The 20,032-nt window shown below is 41.9% G+C and carries 19 protein-coding genes and 1 riboswitch; of the genes, 3 read left to right on the forward strand and 16 right to left on the reverse strand.

The genetic code is table 11. The annotated features are described in order from the left end of the window. Position 1: 1 nt before the first annotated feature. The 12 genes from ACFSFY_RS15265 to ACFSFY_RS15320 all read right to left on the reverse strand — a co-directional run bounded on the left by ACFSFY_RS15265 (position 2) and on the right by ACFSFY_RS15320 (position 12,722). Complete coding sequence (locus ACFSFY_RS15265; protein WP_381539504.1) at positions 2-391, reverse strand: bifunctional adenosylcobinamide kinase/adenosylcobinamide-phosphate guanylyltransferase; 390 nt, start codon at positions 389-391, stop codon at positions 2-4. Further along, on the reverse strand, positions 343-933 hold the full coding sequence (locus tag ACFSFY_RS15270) for a histidine phosphatase family protein (RefSeq protein ID WP_381539506.1): 591 nt from the start codon (positions 931-933) through the stop codon (positions 343-345). Before ACFSFY_RS15270 ends, ACFSFY_RS15265 begins: the two co-directional genes overlap by 49 nt. Further along, positions 906-1,670, reverse strand: coding sequence for an adenosylcobinamide-GDP ribazoletransferase (gene cobS / locus ACFSFY_RS15275; RefSeq protein WP_381539508.1), 765 nt, complete (start codon positions 1,668-1,670; stop codon positions 906-908). The genes ACFSFY_RS15270 and cobS overlap by 28 nt, the downstream gene beginning before the upstream one ends. Further along, a complete protein-coding gene (locus tag ACFSFY_RS15280) occupies positions 1,667-2,221 on the reverse strand; it encodes a bifunctional adenosylcobinamide kinase/adenosylcobinamide-phosphate guanylyltransferase (RefSeq protein ID WP_381539510.1) in 555 nt (184 codons plus the stop codon). The genes cobS and ACFSFY_RS15280 overlap by 4 nt, the downstream gene beginning before the upstream one ends. After that, positions 2,203-3,282: a pyridoxal phosphate-dependent aminotransferase gene (locus ACFSFY_RS15285; RefSeq protein WP_381539512.1), complete on the reverse strand. Its 1,080-nt coding sequence runs from the start codon at positions 3,280-3,282 to the stop codon at positions 2,203-2,205. The genes ACFSFY_RS15280 and ACFSFY_RS15285 overlap by 19 nt, the downstream gene beginning before the upstream one ends. Beyond that, a complete protein-coding gene (cbiB, locus tag ACFSFY_RS15290; RefSeq protein ID WP_381539649.1) occupies positions 3,269-4,225 on the reverse strand; it encodes an adenosylcobinamide-phosphate synthase CbiB in 957 nt (318 codons plus the stop codon). The genes ACFSFY_RS15285 and cbiB overlap by 14 nt, the downstream gene beginning before the upstream one ends. After that, positions 4,225-5,697, reverse strand: a complete 1,473-nt coding sequence (locus tag ACFSFY_RS15295; protein WP_381539514.1) for an adenosylcobinamide amidohydrolase — start codon at positions 5,695-5,697, stop codon at positions 4,225-4,227. The genes cbiB and ACFSFY_RS15295 overlap by 1 nt, the downstream gene beginning before the upstream one ends. Before the next feature lies 1 nt (position 5,698). Next, complete coding sequence (locus ACFSFY_RS15300) at positions 5,699-6,694, reverse strand: FecCD family ABC transporter permease (RefSeq protein WP_381539515.1); 996 nt, start codon at positions 6,692-6,694, stop codon at positions 5,699-5,701. Continuing rightward, a complete protein-coding gene (locus ACFSFY_RS15305; RefSeq protein ID WP_381539517.1) occupies positions 6,687-7,658 on the reverse strand; it encodes an ABC transporter substrate-binding protein in 972 nt (323 codons plus the stop codon). Before ACFSFY_RS15305 ends, ACFSFY_RS15300 begins: the two co-directional genes overlap by 8 nt. Before the next feature lie 209 nt (positions 7,659-7,867). Further along, positions 7,868-8,052, reverse strand: a riboswitch (cobalamin riboswitch). Positions 8,053-9,166: 1,114 nt separating this feature from the next. Then, positions 9,167-10,372 (reverse strand): IS256 family transposase, encoded by a 1,206-nt coding sequence (locus ACFSFY_RS15310; protein WP_381539519.1) that lies wholly within the window; start codon positions 10,370-10,372, stop codon positions 9,167-9,169. Positions 10,373-10,626: 254 nt separating this feature from the next. Continuing rightward, positions 10,627-12,294, reverse strand: coding sequence for an arginine--tRNA ligase (gene argS, locus ACFSFY_RS15315; protein ID WP_381539521.1), 1,668 nt, complete (start codon positions 12,292-12,294; stop codon positions 10,627-10,629). Continuing rightward, on the reverse strand, positions 12,291-12,722 hold the full coding sequence (locus ACFSFY_RS15320) for a YwiB family protein (RefSeq protein ID WP_381539523.1): 432 nt from the start codon (positions 12,720-12,722) through the stop codon (positions 12,291-12,293). Before ACFSFY_RS15320 ends, argS begins: the two co-directional genes overlap by 4 nt. Before the next feature lie 254 nt (positions 12,723-12,976). Between ACFSFY_RS15320 and ACFSFY_RS15325 the strand changes: the two genes are divergently transcribed. Then, complete coding sequence (locus ACFSFY_RS15325) at positions 12,977-15,034, forward strand: transglycosylase domain-containing protein (RefSeq protein WP_381539525.1); 2,058 nt, start codon at positions 12,977-12,979, stop codon at positions 15,032-15,034. Positions 15,035-15,457: 423 nt separating this feature from the next. On the opposite strand, the gene ACFSFY_RS15330 is transcribed toward ACFSFY_RS15325, so the two are convergent. Beyond that, positions 15,458-15,982, reverse strand: coding sequence for a YwhD family protein (locus ACFSFY_RS15330; protein ID WP_381539527.1), 525 nt, complete (start codon positions 15,980-15,982; stop codon positions 15,458-15,460). A 69-nt stretch (positions 15,983-16,051) separates the two neighbouring features. Here ACFSFY_RS15330 and ACFSFY_RS15335 point away from each other — a divergent pair, with 69 nt between their 5' ends. Beyond that, on the forward strand, positions 16,052-16,237 hold the full coding sequence (locus ACFSFY_RS15335) for a 2-hydroxymuconate tautomerase (protein ID WP_381539528.1): 186 nt from the start codon (positions 16,052-16,054) through the stop codon (positions 16,235-16,237). Positions 16,238-16,295: 58 nt separating this feature from the next. On the opposite strand, the gene ACFSFY_RS15340 is transcribed toward ACFSFY_RS15335, so the two are convergent. Further along, complete coding sequence (locus tag ACFSFY_RS15340; protein WP_381539530.1) at positions 16,296-16,802, reverse strand: YwgA family protein; 507 nt, start codon at positions 16,800-16,802, stop codon at positions 16,296-16,298. Positions 16,803-16,816: 14 nt separating this feature from the next. Continuing rightward, on the reverse strand, positions 16,817-18,115 hold the full coding sequence (locus ACFSFY_RS15345) for an HD domain-containing protein (RefSeq protein WP_381539532.1): 1,299 nt from the start codon (positions 18,113-18,115) through the stop codon (positions 16,817-16,819). A gap of 181 nt (positions 18,116-18,296) precedes the next feature. Here ACFSFY_RS15345 and ACFSFY_RS15350 point away from each other — a divergent pair, with 181 nt between their 5' ends. Then, positions 18,297-18,932: an RsfA family transcriptional regulator gene (locus tag ACFSFY_RS15350; protein ID WP_381539533.1), complete on the forward strand. Its 636-nt coding sequence runs from the start codon at positions 18,297-18,299 to the stop codon at positions 18,930-18,932. A gap of 223 nt (positions 18,933-19,155) precedes the next feature. Here the strand turns inward: ACFSFY_RS15350 and lipL are convergent, their stop codons facing one another. Further along, complete coding sequence (gene lipL / locus ACFSFY_RS15355; RefSeq protein WP_381539534.1) at positions 19,156-19,995, reverse strand: octanoyl-[GcvH]:protein N-octanoyltransferase; 840 nt, start codon at positions 19,993-19,995, stop codon at positions 19,156-19,158. Between the last annotated feature and the right edge of the window lie 37 nt (positions 19,996-20,032).

Below are 20,032 nucleotides of genomic sequence, written 5' to 3' on the forward strand. Positions count from 1 at the left end.
CTCAATCTCCCCTTTTCTTCAAGTTTTGTGCAAGACCATACCAAATGCGCGTAACTTCATCCGCTTCCAAAATCAATCTTTGATACAAGCGTCCGCATACATCTCGTAGGTTTCTTTGTGCTGCCTCCATAGGAACAATGCCGCGGTTCATATCCGTTAAGATGATGACTGCATTTTGACCTTTTACACTGCTCACGATTAAGTCAATTGCTTGTTGTTCAGGTAAATCCGTGTGAAGAAGCCAGTTTTCAAGACCCGCTACAACAAAATGCTGATTAGAATTCACCTCATCCGGCAATTCCCCTTCAAACCACTGAACACGTTGATTTTTAAGTACTTTTCTTACATACGCTCGTTTGCCGTTATGGGCACCGCCAATATAGATGTGCATTTTTTTCCCTCCTGAAATGCCTTTTTACTTTCCCATTCAAGTCGGTAACAGGATCCATGAGGGACATCCCAAGACCAAAACTCCTTTTCTTCGGATGAAAACAGCGTCATAATGATGCGAATCGGACCGCCGTGTGTAACAACAACTGATTGGTCCGGTATCTTCATAAGTGCAGGTACAATACGGGTTTCTACGTCCAACAGACTTTCTCCACCTCTGGGAGCTTTGCCAAACGGATCGTCAATCCAATCTCGGTACTCTAAATCTTTTTCAAGATGCGCATATGTTTTTCCTTCAAATTCTCCAAAATAACATTCTCGCCAAGCGCGGTCTTCATTATAAACGGTATTTGGAAAATAAATTTCCGCGGTCTGCTTGGCCCGCAAGAGATCACTTCCATACAGTTTCGAGACGTTTAGTGTACATTTCAACACACTGCTTGGCTCCAAAATCGGTTCATCCGTCCAACCAATGTACCGCCGCTTTTTATTGCCCTCAGTAGGTAAATGACGAATTAAATGAATACAATAACCGTTGCCCATAAAATCGTCTCCAGTCCTTCGATAAATGCTCCAGCCAAATCACCTGTAACACCCCCGAAATGCTTCACGGACCATCTTTTATACAACACTAACGATAGTGCGAGAACACCTAGGAAAACAGATGGAATCAGTACGCTTTCCAACACAACTCCCATTGCAATCAACATCAGAATCCCGCCCAGTAAAGAAATCCCATTCACCCATCGATTCGCGATTTTCTCTTTAAAGAAGTGCGCGATTCCTGTGTCTTTCGCTAAACGTGAAGTTGTGAAATACAGATTCATTGTCCCTCTTGCTAAAAAAGGGACCGCAATGAACAGCACACTACTGCCTGCCTCTTTCATCAGAACTTCATTCAGCAAAGCGATTTTCAGAAGGACCAACATCAAGATCGAGAGTGTACCGAATGCTCCAATTCGCGGATCCTCTAAAATCTCAAGTCGCTTCAAACGATCCCGGTATGAAAAAAAGGCATCGCCCGTATCTGCAAAACCGTCTACATGCAAACCACCTGTTAAAACGATTCCTGCAACAACCAAAACTACCGCAACGAGCAGTGTCCCTAGATTTAACGAACTCAGCAGAAAAACCGACAGAAGAAATACGATAAAACCAATTGCCGCTCCGACGAAAGGAAGTGCACTATACATTGAAGTGACTTCTTTTCGGCCAAGGAGCAATTCTTTCTTAATCGGAAGTACCGTGAAAAATTGGAGTGCCAGTAAAATACCGTTCATAAACCGTCCTCCCCTTTCCAAAATGTCGCCAGCCCGTAGTCCATTTCAATTGCCGTAGTTGAGTTTTTGACAAGTTCTGTATGAATTCGGCCAAGCGCTTCACTGTACGTTCGAACTTCCGAATAAACAGACGGCGGTTCATCCAGCACTTCATTCGACACAATCACGAAATGACTCGCGAGTGCGCGCACCTCTTCAATCGTTTTATAAAGCTGAACTTCAGTCTGTTCGATACATTCAGCCGCCAAATACAATTCATTTGCGAGCCACGTCGTTACACAATCCCATAACACCAAGTCTCCTCGACGAATATGCGGAAGGATTTCTTCTAAGTTTACGGGTTGTTCAATCGTTGTCCAATTGAATTTCGATCGGTCAAGACGATGCTTCTCAATGCGTTCCATCATTTCAGAGTCCGTTTTAGAACCCGATGCAATGTAAACGAGACGACCACTATTTTGCTTCGCTTCCTCAACAAGTATTTTTTCAGCATATGTACTTTTCCCGCTTCGCGCACCACCGCTTATGAACGTCAGTTTTCCTCGAACCACTCCGCCAACACCTCTTTCAACACCGTCATTTCAGGCTCATTCTTCATACCGATTCGGAACCAACGGCCGTCCATTCCGAGAAAGTTTTCAGAGTGCCGAAGAACAATTCCCTTACGAAGTAAATCTACGTACAATTTCTTCGAATCCCGGTGTGCTCCTACTGTAAACGACAAAAAGTTTGTGACGGATGCCGTTACCTCACAACCCTTTTCAAGCAGAAAACCGCTCAACTTTTCACGTTCCCGATTGCTGTGCTCAATTGCCTGTTGACGATACTCATCTTCCTGTAAACAGATCGCCCCAATATGAGCTGCAATTCCGTTGACATTCCAGTGCGGAGCGAGCGTTTTCATTTCCGAAATAACCGTTTTGTTTGCTGCGACATATCCAAGACGAATTCCAGGTACCGCATACATTTTCGTCATCGATCGAACGACAATAACATGGGGGTATTCCGTCAATTTGGGAATGAAAGAAAGCGATTCATCCACAAAATCAATAAATGCTTCATCCAGCACAATTTCACAACTCACTTCAACGCCGTACTGAATGATTTTTAGCAAATCTATTTCATTCGGCATCATTCCTGTCGGGTTATTCGGAGTGCATAAGTAGAGCACATCTGATGTACCCATTTCTTCCATAATCTGTTCAACAGGGAATTGAAATCCCAGCTTTTCTTCGGATAAAACCCGAATGACTTCCACATTTTTCGCTGAAAGAGTCGCTTCGTATTCTGAGAACGTAGGATGAACAACTATCGCTCGCTTCCCGCGATACCTTTCCGCAACAAAGGTCAGCAGTTCCGCAGCCCCATTTCCTGCAAATAAACAGTCGGTGTCAATAAGATGGAATTTACCTACTGCCGATAAAAACGGTTCTCCTTGTGGATCCGGATAGACCGATAATTTCTCCATTAATTGTGGCCACTCATTTGCAACTTCCTTCGGAGGTCCCGCGGGATTCACGTTCTCGCTGAAATCCATCACATGAGTAGGTTGTTTCATATTTAATTTTTCATAAACAGTATGCGGATTCGCACCGTGTTCAGGCAAGGCCATAAAACAACACTCCAATTAAAGTCATTATGAACCAAAATACGAAGGACACTGTATGCATTTCAGTAATCGTGGATTTGATATGTTTAGCTGTTAGTGGTGCATTTTCTGGGCCGAATTCAGGCTTGTTGGAAACAACACCGCGATACGTACTTTTCCCACCTAAAGTGATTCCAAGTTGCCAAGCAGTTGCTGCTTCCAAAAATCCGCTGTTCGGACTTGGATGACGTCTTGCATCCCGGCTCCAACGCGCAAACCGTTTCATGAAAGGCATTTGTCCTTCATTCGGAGTGTACAGTAAAATCAACAAACCCGTAATTCGTGCTGGAATGAAATTGAGTACATCGTCCATTCGGGCAGAAACCTTCCCGAATTTCTCAAATCGTTCGTCTCGATATCCTACCATCGAGTCAAGCGTGTTCACCGTTTTGTAGAGCCATAATCCAGGAGCTCCTAAAAGGAATGCCCAGAAAAGTGGCGCTGTGACACCGTCAGATGTGTTCTCAGAAACCGTTTCAACAGCACCCCGCGCAATCGCGCTTTCATTCAAATGTTTTGTGTCGCGACCGACAATCCATGATAACTTCTCACGCGCTTCCGGTAAATTTCCCAATTCAAGCGGACGATACACTTCGAGTGCTGCATCCCGCAAGCTTTTTTGTGCGAGTCCAATGGCAATTAAAACCGCTTCAACAGCAATTCCGAGAATCGGATGGAACTTGTAAGCAAATCCTACAACGAAAAATACAAGTACGAAAACCATTGCTATTGTGAGAATTAATAAGAACGCGCCTTTTGCGATGCGAAATCGTCCTTTATTCAACACGGTTGTTGCTTTTGAAATGAATGTCCCAAGGAAGCGGATTGGATGCGGCCATTTCGGTGGGTCACCAATGATCCGGTCCAGTAAAAAACCGAGTGCGATGGCGATAAAATGTGCTGGAATCATACCGTCCATCCTTTCGCGGCTTTATATGCTTGAATGGCCCGCACCGTGCAGTCGTAAACACCATGCCCGATTTGTTTTCCAAGATCCGTAATCGGACCTGCGTACGGCAAATATTCACCTGTCTGCGTTGCCGCAATGAGCAGACTATCCGTGGATGTTCCCGTCGCAATCGTATTTGTGAGCGGATCTAGTACTCCTTCGGTTTGAAGCGCTTTCGCTTTTGCTTCTGTTGCCGTAATCATCGCTTGGATAAAGGCCTCATCCGGAAGTTCACCGTTAATAATGACCCATGTATTGATGGTTCCGACTTTCGGTTTTTCATCACGCTTAAGCGCTTGGGATACGTCCACTGCGTTTCCAATACCCGCAGTCACTGCGATTAAAACGGATCCGAAGTCCCCTGTATATTCCTCAACTTCTGCGTGTTCCGTCAAAACTGCCGTCATCATTCCAACCGTATCCGATGTATGAAAGTTTTTCATCTCAAGATAATTGGCCATTTCTAGTTTCACGTCTTCACAGGCGTAATCTACATCCACATGGCGATTGACAAACGCTTTATACCAACCCATTCCCGCATTATGAACTGCTGAAGACAGTGTTTTCAGTGAGTGCTTTGTTTGCAGAGAAACATATTCAGATGTAATGTTAAAATCTTTTTTTGTAACAACAAATGGTTCGATTTTAACTTTCGAATCCGCCAGAAGTGTAATTTGTGGCTTAGGAAGCTCTGGATGAGGTTGCGTTTTCACTCGTGCTTTGTAAACGTTTAGAATGGCTTCCTCTTTTATTACGTCTTGAGGTGTACCAATACTGGAGATTTTACCGTTGTCCAACAATAAAAGGCGATCGCAATAGACAGAAGCTAAGTTAATGTCATGGAAAACGGAAACGACGGTCAATTCTTTTTCGATCGCTTGTTGTCGAATCGTATCAAGAAGCTGTTGCTGATGGGCAATGTCTAAATGGTTTGTCGGTTCATCTAACAATAAAATAGGAGCTTCTTGTGCGAGAGCTTGCGCTACAAAAACGCGTTGCTGCTCACCACCGGATAGAAGTTCAATCGGTGTTTTCTCATAACGAGTTATAGATGTATTGTGCATCGCTTCTTGAACAGCACGCTGATCTTCATCCGACCAAGATGAAAAAATTCCACTTTGGTGCGGATACCTTCCAAGAGCAACGGTATCGGTGACCGTATGTGAAAATGCATGTGCATGTAGTTGTGGCAAAACAGCTACTTTCCTCGCAAATTCTTTTTGAGAGTATTTCGTAGACAATTTCCCATCAATTGTAACGGTTCCTTCTGTTGCTGGAAGAATACCGGATATGATTTTGAGTAAAGTAGACTTCCCACTGCCGTTCGGGCCAAGGATGCCGAGCACTTCTCCTTTATTTACAGAGAACGTTATGGACTTTACGATGGGTACTTTTCCGTAACCACCTGAAATATTTTCGACGTGCAGCATATTACATGGCCCCCTTTCTGCGTTGCTTGTAAAAGATAAGTGCGAATACCGGCGCACCAATAAACGCAGTAATGACACCGACTGGAAGTTCCGTTGGTGATATTATGGTCCGTGCGACTAAGTCACAAAGGATGAGAAGTGTTGCCCCGTTTAAAAAGGACAATGTGAGTAAATGACGATGATCGGAACCCCATAGAAGCCGAGTCATATGCGGGACAACGAGCCCTACAAAACCGATTGTACCAGAAACAGCGACTGCCGCCCCCGTAAGAATCGATCCACCGATTAAAATCATGAATTTACGTCTTCTTACATTGACCCCTAAATGATGCGCACGTTCTTCACCAAATAACATCGCATTCAGTTCCCTACGGTTCATCCAAAGAAGGAATGTACCAATGAAGACAAAAGGTAAAATCATATTGACGTATTTCCACCCTCGCATCGAGACACTTCCAAGAAGCCAACTTATAATTTGCCTCAACTCTTCACCCGTTAACGCAATCATAAGCGATAAAACCGAACCTAAGAAGGAACCGAAAATAATCCCTGTTAATATAATGGTTTCCATCTTCATCGATCGGTCCACTAAACGCGCAAAACCGATAACGAGAAACATCGTAAGTGCTGCTCCAATCATACTGAAAACGGGAAGCGTATAACTGCCTAAAATTGGAAGCGATATACTGAAAAAAAGTGTCATCACAGCACCTACAGAGGCACCGGACGACACTCCGAGGGTATATGGATCTGCAAGAGGATTTTTAAGTAATCCTTGAAATGCTGCTCCAGAAATTGCAAGTGATGCTCCGACAAGCCCAGCAAGAACAACGCGTGGCATTCGGATTTTCCACAATATATTTGCGGAGATTGGATCCGCTCCCGCATTCCAAAATGTTTCAATCGGAATTTTCACCGTACCGATTGAAGTCCCTAGCCAAACCGCCACAACAAGCGTGGCGATGGATACTAGGTAGGCAACGCTTGATTTACTCACCAAAAACCTCTGGGTAAACCGCTTTAGCAAACGCTTCAAGCCCATCCGCTAAACGTGGCCCTTGACGGCTCGTTATATTTTCATCCACTTGGACAACTTCTTTGTTCTTTATTGCAGTAATTGTATCGAAACCATCACGTGCATAAACGTCTTCGACTGCTGTTTCAATATAACTGTACATTACAAGAATAACGTCTGGATTTTGTTTCACAATTTCTTCCGGACTCATTACAAACCAACCGTCTTCTGTTGCAATATTGTCCGCGCCAATTAGGTCCATCATTTGTTGTGTAAATGTATTTTTTCCAGGTGTGTAAATGTCTGGAGCTGGTGATGTCTCAATGAAGACAGTTTTCTTTTCTTCAACTTTTGCTACTTTAGCTACAACTTCATCCACTTTCGCTTTCATTTCTGCGATGATTTTGTCTGCCTCTTCTGTTTTTCCTGTTGCTTTACCAATTATTTCAATTGTCGCATACGTTTCTTCAAAGTTCTTCGCGTCTTTTACAATAAATACTGGAATTCCAGCATCACGAATTTGTTGAATTCCTTCACCTGTTCCAACTGCAATTTCGTGTGCAAAGACCATTTCAGGATTCATCGAGATGATTTTTTCAATGTTTAATTCAAATCCACCGATGGATTCTTTTTCTGAAGCCTCGGCTGGAAAATCATCATTGTCTGTGACTGCAACAACTTCATTTGCAAGGCCAAGTTCGAATAGAATTTCTGTATTACTTGGTACTAAAGAAATGATTGTTGCGGGTGCTGTTTCAATCGTTATTTCATTATCCGCGGCGTCTGTAAGAGTTACTGGGAATGCTTCCTCAACAACGACTACTGGTGTTTCTTCTTTCGATGTATCGTCTACTGCTGGTTTTTCTGGTGCTGCCGTTGTTCCACATGCTGTTAGTAAAAATACAGCTAAGATGGATGTTAAAAGTAATTGCCATGTCTTCTTCATGTTTTTTTCCTCCTATTTTTTTCAAATCAAGTCCGCTTCACAAGGTATATTTTGTGATATCCGTCGGAGGTTTTGTCTTTATCCAGAAGGTGTTTATCAATCTGTTAAATGAAAACAAAAAACCTCCGTGTGAGTACGGAGGAATGTTCTAAGTAAAAATCTGGACGCACAAAAGTGCTGATTTTCACCAATCCTATCCTCGTAGGTTTACGGGCGATTTCATAAAGGCAGGTCTCCTGGCTTGTGCTCACAGCTTTTCGCATCTTCCCAGACGTTGTCCAGTGATTTTTCGCGATTGGCTAACACTTACAGTGGCGGGACCGCACCGGTGTTGAACCGGTTTCCCTTTTAACCCCTACCGTGAAGGCGGGGCACCTTTATGTATGATATGTAATTTGTGTACGTTTCTAATTATACTACATATTTTGTTCGTGTCGAGGGGGTTGGTTTTCGGGTATTGAACTGTCGGTGGGTTATATCCGACACTTTGGGTTCGATATCCGACAGTTCGAGTGTTATATCAGACACTCTCAGTCCCATATCCGACACTCCAAGCGTTATATCAGACACTCTCAGACTTATATCCGAATTTCATGACTTTTTACCCACAATAAAACAAATCACACAATTGAATGTGGCGCTCGTTGACTGCCTTCCTTGGTGTGACTTGTTTTCGGGGTTCGAGATTTATTGTGGTTTGTGATTCCCATATCCGCTTGGCGCTTGGCGATGGCCTTACGTAATGAGCTCGACAGAAGTGCACTGCCGATCTCCTTACTTCGGCTCACGCTTGTCGCTTCTTCACTGGAGTGGTTCATTTTCCTAGATTGAGTTTTCTAGGGTTCTATTGGAGTATTGGTTGGAGATTATGTTTGATTGTGGGATTGGGACTCTAATGGTTTGGTTGATTAATCTCGGGATTGTACAGTGTCGGGATTACGTTCAAAGTCTAGATTGAATGTGCGGAGTGCAAAAGTCATGATAGTCAACAACTACAGATAGAAAGAGATAATTACTTAAATGCATTCGGGCAATTAGGAAAAGCCAATAGTGATTTTATGGAACGTGTGCAATGAGTTAGTTAAAGAATGACTCAACAAAATGAAGTGTTGCGAAGTTTATTGAAAACGTTGTGAGGTTTGATCAAAACGTTGCGAAGTTTCCCGTAAATGTTGCGAGGTTTGTTCGAAACGTTGTGAAGTTCCTAAAACGTTGCAAGGTTTGGTGAAAACGTTGTGAAGTATTCGAAGAACGTTGCGAGGTTTGTTCAAAGCGTTGCGAAGTTTAAGGGAAAATAAGTCAAGTCCATAGTCTTGTGTACTTTTCCTTAATCGTGTTTTCAACTTTTCACTTTGTATATAGAATTCACACGAAGCTAGCTAACTCGCGACTTTACTTGGAGTGGTGGGCATGATAGCCTGTCTGGGCAGAGCCGACTTTTTTGAAAAAGCCGGCTCTTTAGGCTGGATGATTATGCCCGCAGAGGCTCCATGTCAAGTCGCTACTGGTCATACTTGTGCGTCCTGCTGTTTTTGGGAACCGGCAGATTGGCCGAAAACATTTCTTTCCCACCCTTTGTTTCCCTTTGTATAACTCATTAAAACTGCCCCAATTAAACGAAAAGCCGATTGGGTATTCGGGAAAATCCTGATAACTTGTTCACGTCGGCGCACCTCTTGATTAAGACGTTCCAAATGATTTGTAGAACGAATAAATTTACGATGTCTTAACGGGAAATTCAGGTTTTGTATCGCATCATCGAATCCATCATCTAGTATAGTTAGTGCTTTTTCAAATCGTTTTTCCTCTGAATATTTATCGAAAAATAGATCTTTCAGTCGGCGAATAGTGTCTACATCTTCTGCAGCAAAAATACTGTTTAGAAGACTTCTAGCTTCATCACAATCTTTTTTAGGAAAACAATCTACAATATTCCTTCTAAAATGAACAGTACAACGTTGCCAAGCCGTTCCTAAAAGCTTTTCTTGGATTGCTTTTTTTAAGCCTTTATGCGCATCCGAGGTGACCAGTTTTGGGGACTGTAAGCCTCTAGAAATAAGGCTTTGTAAGAAGTTAGCCCAACTTTCATAACTCTCGTTATGATCCACTTTCATACCTAGAATTTCCCTGTATCCAGTCTCACTTATCGCAATTGCGATATAAACTGCTTTCGATACAACACGATGGTGTTCACGTACTTTAATATACATTGCATCCACAAAAAGATAAGGATAATAAGTTGTATTTAAAGGTCTCTCAGCCCACTCTTTCACGATTGGATCCAACTTGGCAGTTAAGGATGAAACGAATGATTTAGAAACACTTTCTCCACAAAGCTGTTCCACAATGTTGGTCACCTTGCGAGTCGAGACGCCATTTACAACCATCTCAAGCATAGATACTACTAAAGCTTGTTCACACCGAGCGTAACGTTCAAAAACAGAAGGTGAGAACTCACCTTGTCTTGTGCGCGGTACCTTTAATGTGATTCGACCAACACTAATCGTATAATCCCTTTCGTAATAGCCGTTACGGTAGTCGACACGATCCTCAGATCTTTCATAGGATTCTGCTTTCAAATAGTCATCACGTTCTTTTTCCATGTACTCATTCAGCACTAAAACAATTGTTGATTTAACAACCGATTCCATATTTGAATTCATAACTGTATCTTTTAAATTATCTAGATCTATAGTAAAATTAAGTAAGGCCATTTTCCATTCCTCCTAAATGTTTATCGTCGTTGAAAACATTTTATCATAAGGAATGGAAAATGCCTTTTCCTATTTACACAATTATATGGACTCCATCGTGAAATATGCAGTGTGCAACAAAATCATAAACGTCAGATAGAAAAAGATAATTACCTAAATGCATTTGGCTAAGTTGACGGTTGTACTCAATAAAATACGCCACCACACATAATCGTGTGGTGGCGTATTTTAATATTTACGTGTCCTGACAGTTGCTACATTCTCTCAGGTGCAGATACCCCAATCAGATTCAGTGCATTCGCAATTGTTGTGCGTGCTGCTGTGATGAGTGCGATTCTTGCTTCGGAAAGTTCTTGATTGTTTGCGTCCAGTACTTTTTCTGCGTTGTAAAATGAGTGGAATGTCGCAGCGAGTTCTTGGATATATGTTGCTACGCGATGTGGTGCGCGCATGCGTGCAGAGTCTGATACAAGGGCTGGGAAATCGCCTATTTTCTTCAATAACTCGATTTCTTTTTCCGATGTTAACAATGCTGCACCGCCTGCGTTTGCAGTCATTTTCAATTCTTCCGCTTGGCGTAGAATTGATGAAATTCGTGCGTGTGCATATTGCGCGTAATATACAGGGTTTTCATTTGAATGGGAAACGGCCAAATCTAGGTCGAAGTCCATTTGCGCATCGCCGGAACGCATGACGAAGAAATAACGTACGGCATCTAGACCGACTTCATCCACCAATTCACGTAGTGTTACAGCTTTACCTGTACGTTTACTCATCATCATTCGCTCGCCGTCTTTATACAGATGAACCATTTGAGCAACGATTACTTCTAATTTGTCTTTACCGTATCCAAGTGCTTCGATTGCTGCTTTCATACGCGGAATGTAGCCGTGGTGATCCGCACCCCAAATGTTAATAAGTGTATCGAACCCACGTGAAATTTTATCTTCATGATACGCGATGTCCGGCAAGATGTATGTGAAAGATCCGTCTTTTTTAATCAACACACGATCTTTGTCGTCGCCAAATGTAGTCGAACGGAACCAAGTTGCACCGTCCTCTTCAAAGATATGACCGTTTGCTTTTAGTTTTTCCATTGCAATTTCAATTTTACCGCTGCCGTATAATGTTGTTTCTGAAAACCAGCTGTCGAACGGTACACGGAAGTCTTCTAAGTCTTGTTTTAATTTTGCAAGTTCGTATTTAAGACCGTAAGAACGGAAGAAATCAAAGCGTTCTTCTGCAGAGACTTCTTTGTATTTGTCACCGAACTCTTCGACTAATTTCTTACCAAGTTCGATAATGTCTTGTCCGTGGTATCCGTCCGCCGGCATTTCACATTCTTCGCCAAGAGCTTGGAAATAACGTGCTTCAACGGATTTTGCAAGATTGTCAATTTGATTTCCAGCGTCGTTAATGTAATATTCTCTTTCGACGTTGTATCCCGCCATGTCTAGTACATTACTAAGGGAATCTCCAACTGACGCTCCTCGTGCGTGCCCAAGATGAAGGTCACCTGTCGGATTTGCAGAAACGAATTCGACCTGGATCTTTTCTCCAGCGCCAGCAGTTGAACGACCATAATCAGCACCATTATCGAGTACTGTTTTAACAATTTCTTGGAGGTAGTCTTTATTTAAAGTGATGTTGATAAAACCCGGTCCTGCAATTTCGATTTTTTCGATTGAAGCACTTGCCTTGTCGATATGCTCTACAATCGCTTCTGCAACTGCACGGGGTGGTTTTTTCGCTAATTTAGTAATTTGCATTGCAAGGTTTGTTGCGTAGTCTCCGTTTTCTTTACTTCTTGGTGTTTCAAGTAATATTTCTGGAATCTCAGCTTCCTCTACAAGTTTTGCTTCAAGGACAGCTTTTCGAAGAGCGTTTTTCACTTCTTGTTGAATTTTTTCGACTGCGTTCATAATGTTCCCTCCGTATATGTAAATAGTAGTTTATATATCCCAAGCACAGATCCCTCTGCCATCAAATCATAATTCACAGTAAAGCTACCGCTGTTTCCATCCTCTTGTTCAATAAATTCAAGTAGGTTTGTTTTCACAATTAAGTTGAAATTTGCGGGTCCACTGCCGTATGTACCGTGTCGTTCTCCATCCAAATCAAAAGGAAGACGCATGTCCGTTGCGCCTTTACGCATAATAAGTGCATCTTCTTCTCCCATTTTAACGGTCGTTTGAATTGGTTCGCCGCTTTGGTCTTCAATGAACTTCAAATAGACTCTGTCGGATTTTTTAATGTATTGTCCTGCAGCACGGATTTCATGTGTTTCCTCGTCCTGTCCAGGATGACAGATTGTTGAACTCAGCCGTATTGTCACATCTTTCGTTTCCAAACAATCTCCGTCCTTATCCTTCGGGTGACAGAACTGGCATCCCGTTATTCGTATAATCTTTACTCAATAATGACTCGTGTTTTTCTTCGCTTATCAAACGGAAAGAAATTAAAAATATCTATTCATTATATCCTTGTTTGACAGTACTTTTCAATAATGTTGGCTAAATACATAGAAATGTTCCTCTTTTACCCGTTTAATCTCTTGATTTGGGTCGCATACTACAGTTAGTTGCAAAAAGGGGGAACAATTATATGCGACGAACAGTATATATAAAAAAGAAAAAGAAGCGTGTTTTTTTTCGCAGATTATCTTTATTAACTCTAACCTTACTAACTGCAGCACTTACCATATTTTTTTCACTTAGATTGTATGCACAAATTACAGGCGCACCTTCGTTAAGCGTACCTAAAGCATCAGTTTTTCTTGATAAAAACGGCAAAGAAATTGGCGACCATTTTTTGGCGGAGCGCCGTTATTGGGTAAACCTTGATGAAATGTCTCCTTTTTTGATTGACGCTGTTATCGCAACAGAAGATCGTAAATTTTACAGTCATAACGGATTCGACTACAAACGAATTGCAGGAGCTGTTTTGAAAGATGTAAAGACGATGAGAAAAGCCGAAGGTGCAAGTTCAATCACACAACAATATGCCCGAAATCTTTACTTAACGCATGCAAAAACATGGTCGCGAAAAATTAGCGAAGCACTGTATGCATATCGAATGGAACGCTTTTATGAAAAGGATGTCATTTTGGAAGGGTATTTAAATACTGTCTATTTCGGACATGGAATGTATGGGGTTGAAGCAGCAAGCAAGTTTTATTTCGGCAAGTCCGCAATTGACTTAACTCTGGAAGAGTCTGCGGTAATTACCGCAATTGCAAAGGGGCCATCTGTTTATTCGCCTGTTGAAAACCCAGAAAACTCCGAGGAAAGAAAGCTCCTTGTTTTATCCTTAATGGAAAAACAGAAATACATTACGGAAAGACAAAAGGAACGAGCACAGGCTCAGCCCATTATACTTAAAAACCGCGAATGGGTGGATGCTTCACGTGTTGCACCTTATTTTCTAGATGCCGTTTGGAAAGAAGCCGAAAAAGTGTTGAGCGAAAAAGGACGCCATCCCGCTGAAGGCGGTTGGACAATCCGTACGACTTTGAATCCCCATCATCAACTAATTGCGGAAGAAATGGTTTCCAAATGGATGCCTGACAATGAGTTGCAAGTCGGATTTATATCCATTGAACCTGGAACAGGAGCCATCACATCACTTGTGGGCGGGGTTAATTACACAGAAAGTCCATTCAACCGCGCCACACAAGCAAAAAGACAACCCGGTTCTGCAATGAAACCCGTGCTGTATGCGGCTGCGCTGGAAAACGGATACAATCCATTGACCTTTTTATCAACGAAGAAAACCATTTTCACTTACGATGAAGGACGATCCTCATACGAACCAAAAAACATTAACGGGAAATTTGCAGATCATCCCATTTCTCTTGCTCAAGCTCTGGCTATTTCAGATAACGTCTTTGCGGTAAAAACACTTGAAGAGATTGGATATAAAAATTTCGAAAATATGGCTTCGCGACTTGGGATAAAAGCGGAATTCCCAGCATCTCCAGCAATCGCGCTTGGTGCTCTAGACGTTACTTTATCTGATATGACAAATGCATATAACAGATTTGCATCTGGTGGCACCGAAGTAGTACCCGTAACCATTCTTTCAATTTCCGATTCTGAAGGAAAAACGGTGTACGAACAGTCCTCTAAAGATTTAAAACAAATTATGTCAAAAGAAGATGCTTTTATTCTCACACATCTTTTAACAGGTATGTTCGATCCGGTTTTCAATGACTACTCGTCCGCAACAGGTTTGTCGATGCGCCAAAAACAAACGAGACCTTATGCCGCAAAATCCGGAACGACAAACTCCGACCAATATTTGATTGGCTACACTCCCTCACTCACTGCAGGGATTTGGACGGGATACGACGTCGGCAAGCAATTAACAGACGCCCAAGATTTAGCCCCTTCGAAGAAAATTTGGATCGATTTCATGGAAAAAGTACATGAAGGAACTGCACCAGAACCGTTCATACCACCTAAAGGAGTAAGTGGAGTCATCGTCGACGTCGAAACAGGCGGTCTTGCCATCGAAGAATGCGAACGTCAACGATTGATTTATGTAAAAAACAAAGACCTGCCACAAAAACTATGCACGGACAAATCCCTACGCGAACAGCGGACATCTGATTCAAAAAAAGGAAAACTCTTTAACCTATTCCCATTTTCATTTTTCGAATAAATTATGGGCTTGGTTGGACTAACCACGGGCTTGGTTGGACGCACGGTTACGCTGGTTGGACTATCCACGACGTTGGTTGGACTATCCAGGTTTGGTTGGACTAACAGTGGCGTTGGTTGGACTATCCACGGACTTGGTTGGACAAACGGCGACGCAGGTTGGACTATCCCCATAAGAATCACTTCAATCAAAAAAGCTTTCTACTCCTAAATAAATTCAGGGGTAGAAAGCTTTTTTACCAGTATAAAGCAGTACTAACAAATTGACACCATGCTTGGGTTTGTCTGGGTCAATCTGAAAACTACACTATTCCGGTTGTCCTAGCTTATGTTCGCAAGCTATGAGTTCAGTGTACTTCGTTTTATGAAGAGATTCAACACTGTTCATTGAAGAATTCAAGATTTGTCATATTGTGTTCACAATTCAGTTGTTTTCAGGTCTAAGACTGCTGTGCAGTTCTGGTGTACTGCGGTCCCATAATTCCTTATTGTGGCCTTCTAAAAAGTCCGCAAGTATATGTTTTGATTTATCATCCATTTGCTCCACTATAATATGACGCTTCATCGATTTATCCATATAATTCATATGTTCAATAAAGTTTTTATAGCCACGACGTTTTTCACGATTAATAACCATTTCACAAGCTGCTACGCCCGCATAATACGGTCCGTCTTCTTTAAAATCAATTGTTACCCAAACGAGCCAGTATGGTTTTCCGCCTGCAGACGGCTCACGGTCTATAAGAAACTTAATGCCCCGCTCTAAAGTGCTTCTGGCATGCATCGCGCCTATTTCAATTGAAGCAACGCCTTCTTCAACATCAATAATTACCGGCGAGACATTTTCCAGTGATAATGAACCTATGCCAAATCCTTTATGACCATCTGTCGGATCATTTTTTATAATAGTGAAACCTAATTTTGGTTTAGACTTTTCTTCATTTGTCATGTGTTTTGTCCCCTCCCATTTTGGTATACTCTTTAGTATACTGGATTTATCCAGAAAGGGGGAAGAAGTATGCCGTACGTAACTGTAAAAATGTTAGAAGGCCGCACAGATGAACAGAAACAAGAACTTTGTAAACGTGTAACTGAAGCTGTTTCGGAAACAACGGGAGCACCTTTAGGAAACGTTCATGTCATTATTGAAGAAATGAAGAAAAGCGATCATTCCGTTGGAGGAATACGCTCAAGCGATAAATAATGCACTTATAACAAGCTGACCTAAATGAAAGTACGTCATTTCATTAAAGTCAGTTTTTTTAATGCGCAGATTGTCGTTCCAGTTGTTCTATGAAGTCATATGCCCCATCTATTTCCTCCGCAGAGAATTTTAATTTGTTTTTCACAATATGAAGTTTCTCAATTTGTTCTTCTTTTTCCAAATGATCGAAATATAGAAGTGTCGACACGAGTTCAAGAAATCTTGAGCTTTTATTCATCATCAAATCAATGCAGCCCTCAAGGTTTTCAGGTACAGCATCCATCGTTTCAAGAAAGCGGTCCCCTGCATTTGTTACTTGATAGGCATATTGAATATAGGAACCTTTATCCGTACAGCTTTCTTGTAAAAAACCCATTTCACAAAGCTCTTCAATTCTAAGTGTTAATTCTTCTGAATATGGACCGTAAATATGAAAATTATATTTTTCTGCAAAAGTATAATTTAGTTTTTTTGAAATAAAAATCATTTTTTGCAATTTCTTTCTACCCGTAATTTCATTCGCAAGCGAAATAAATTGAACGATTTTAGCGTGATTTTGGAACATGACGGCCATCCTTCCTATCTATTTAACATTTCTAAGATTTTTCTATACAGTGGATTCTGATCTTTCCCTTTTAATAAAACGTCTTCCGGAAAATAAAGTTTATGGTCTGTTCTGCGTTTTCCTGTAATGGCATCGACTATATTGGATTGCAGCGAGAGTTCGCTTAATTCCCCATTCGGCATTTCTAAAAAGATCGGCAATCGCTCATTTTCTTCACCAGGTCTGTAAAAATCATAAGGCAAGTCGGACGATGAATCCGATACTAAGTAATATTCAGGATCTAGACCAGCTTCTCTAAAGAGTTCGGAGAGTTGAAGGACCTTTTCATATTCCGTCGCGGGATTGAAGTCGACATACTGAAACAATTTACGGTTAATAAACCGAGAGCTTAAATCCGCTAGAATTGTATCCTCTTCGGTCATCCACCACTGAAAATATGTCGTCATAACGCCCTCATCCAGCGCAATGTATTCTTCCAATAAAAATGTTTTGTCGAAAAACGAACTGAAATGGGTAGGCTTGTGTTTAAAGACATACCCCGTATCGTTAAGATATTTTGCACGATGTAATATTTTAGTTAGGATGACTTCCGCACTTCTTGAAACGGGGTGGAAATAAACTTGCCAGTACATTTGGTAGCGGCTCATTATATAATCTTCAACGGCATGCATTCCACTATATGTAACGACGGCCTGCTCTTCTTTCGGGCGCATCACACGTAAAATACGTTCCATATCAAAATGTCCGTAAGATACTCCTGTAAAATAGGCGTCTCGCTGTAAATAATCCATTCGGTCGGCGTCGATTTGACTTGATATCAGACTTACTACAAGTTTGTCAGGATAGGTTTTACCAATGACATCGGCCACTTTTTGCGGAAAGTCTTCGGATACACGACTTAGTATTTCATTTACCTCTGTGTTTCCTAGCAATATTGCTTGAGTGAATTCTTCATGGTCGAGATCAAACACATTTTCAAATGCATGTGAAAACGGTCCGTGCCCCAAATCATGTAATAATGCGGCACATAAGGTTAGGAGACGCTCATCGTCATTCCACTCAGGTCTTCCTTGGAAGCCATCATCGATAATTCGGCGGACAATCTCATATACGCCTAGCGAGTGATGAAAACGACTGTGCTCAGCCCCGTGAAAAACTAGATACGTAGTACCCAACTGACGAATACGACGAAGACGCTGAAACTCCCGTGCCCCAATCACATCCCAAATCACTTTGTCGCGTACATGGATATATCGGTGCACCGGATCTTTGAACACTTTCTCCTCTTTTAATTTCTCGTTTTTATACTCCATTTGCACACCTCCACCAGTTCTTTATTCTATTGTACTGAAAGAATGACAGAACTAAAAGCTCGAAAAATGCGGTCTATCTTAAAAAAGGTATGGGAATGCTGTGCAGACAATGAATAAAATAGTTGTTTCATGTACACACTGACATTAGAACGAGACTATTAACATGGCAGGAGGCACGGCAATGGTGAAAGTTAGGCAGGATGCTTGGATGGAAGAAAATGATATTTTATTAGCTGAGACTGTTTTAAGACATGTTCGTGAAGGAAGTACTCAATTAAGTGCTTTTGAAGAGGTCGGAGATTCACTAAATCGAACGGCTGCGGCTTGCGGATTTAGGTGGAACGCGGTTGTTCGACGAGAATACGAGACAGAACTTGAGGGTGCTAAAAAAGAACGTAAGCAAGCAATGCGCGTTCTTGGTAAGGACTTTAAACGACGCGGAAGGCAATTATACAGCCCTACGCAAGGGAGCGAATCCGACAATCGGTCAGTAGTGCCGTTATCGGCTTTATCACTAGATACCGTTATCGCCTACCTCGTCCGTTTACATCATACAGGTGCTGGCGATAGTGAATCTCTACGATGGAGGCAAACAGCTAAAATCGCAAATGAACACATTGCAAAGTTGGAAAAAGAAGTTGAGAAATATCGTAAAGAAAATGAGACGCTCCGTACCGATTACGAACAGTTTGTTCAAATCATGAACCGAGCTCGTCGAATGGTAACACTCTCAGATGATGATGACCGAACAGCCCCAGTTTTCACAATGGAAAGCAACGGGAATCTAATCACTAAAGAACCGCCGAATCATCATTGATCGGCGGTTTTTCTTATGCCTGAGGAGTTTTCGTGATGTGTTGCGAAGTTTTGTGGAAACGTTGCGTTGTTTTCGAAAAGCGTTGCGTTGTTTACATAAAACGTTGTGAAGTTTGACCAAAGTGTTGCGAAGTTTCCAAAAATCCTCACCCCTATCTAGCAATCCCATCCAAAACACAAAAGGTTGCTTCCATGTTATTGGAAGCAACCTTTTTTCGAACCAATTACTTGTGTAACATCTTCTGATTTCGTTCCACTACACGGTTTAAATAAAACGTGTACAACTCTATCTCTTCTGCTTTGAAACCGCCCATGAACACCTCTTCTGCCAATGAACGCAGCAATTGTTGCGTTCGGATGACGACGTCACTTACGGTTAATGGAGTTTCTAGAAGTTCTGTTAGCGATGCCATCACTTCTGGTTTAATTTCAGGGTAAATGAATTTTGTCGCTTCACCGTTGAGCCCTACTCTATAAAGTTCTTTAATGATTTCAGCACGTTCTGCACCAGAGTCTTCAATACATAAATACACTTGGACTGCGATGCCTTGACGTAATCGGCGTTGTGAAACACCTGCAAACTTACGACCGTCAATGCTTAAATCATACGAACCTGGACAATACGAACCTACGATTTCATAAGCTTCAATTCGATTTCCTGCTTCAGGAAACAGCAAACGAACGAAGGCCAACATCACTTCGTATCCCGCTGGAATATCGATAGGTGTTTCTTTTTCCGATAAGAGAATTGAGATATTTAAAATACCTTTATCGAGAACGACTGCGAGACCGCCGGAGTTTCTGACGATTGGTTTGTAACCCGCGTCCTCAACCATTTGCATCGCCTCGGAAATGTAAGGCATTCGGTGATCTTGGATGCCAAGGACTATCGTATCGTCATGGACCCATGTGCGGACGGTCGGGATACTCATCCCTTGCCCAACTAGATGACATAATGTGTCGTCAGCCGCAAAGGATTCAAGAGCGGAACGATTTTGTGCACTTAGCGATTCATCAACAAATCGCCATGCAGGAATGCGTAAAAAAGATTCAAAGTTCACCATTTAATTATCTCCTGATCTTAGACTTTGCGCGAAATAC

Origin of the sequence: Sporosarcina siberiensis, from assembly GCF_042681925.1 — a bacterium.
Classification (GTDB): Bacteria; Bacillota; Bacilli; order Bacillales_A; family Planococcaceae; genus Sporosarcina; species Sporosarcina siberiensis.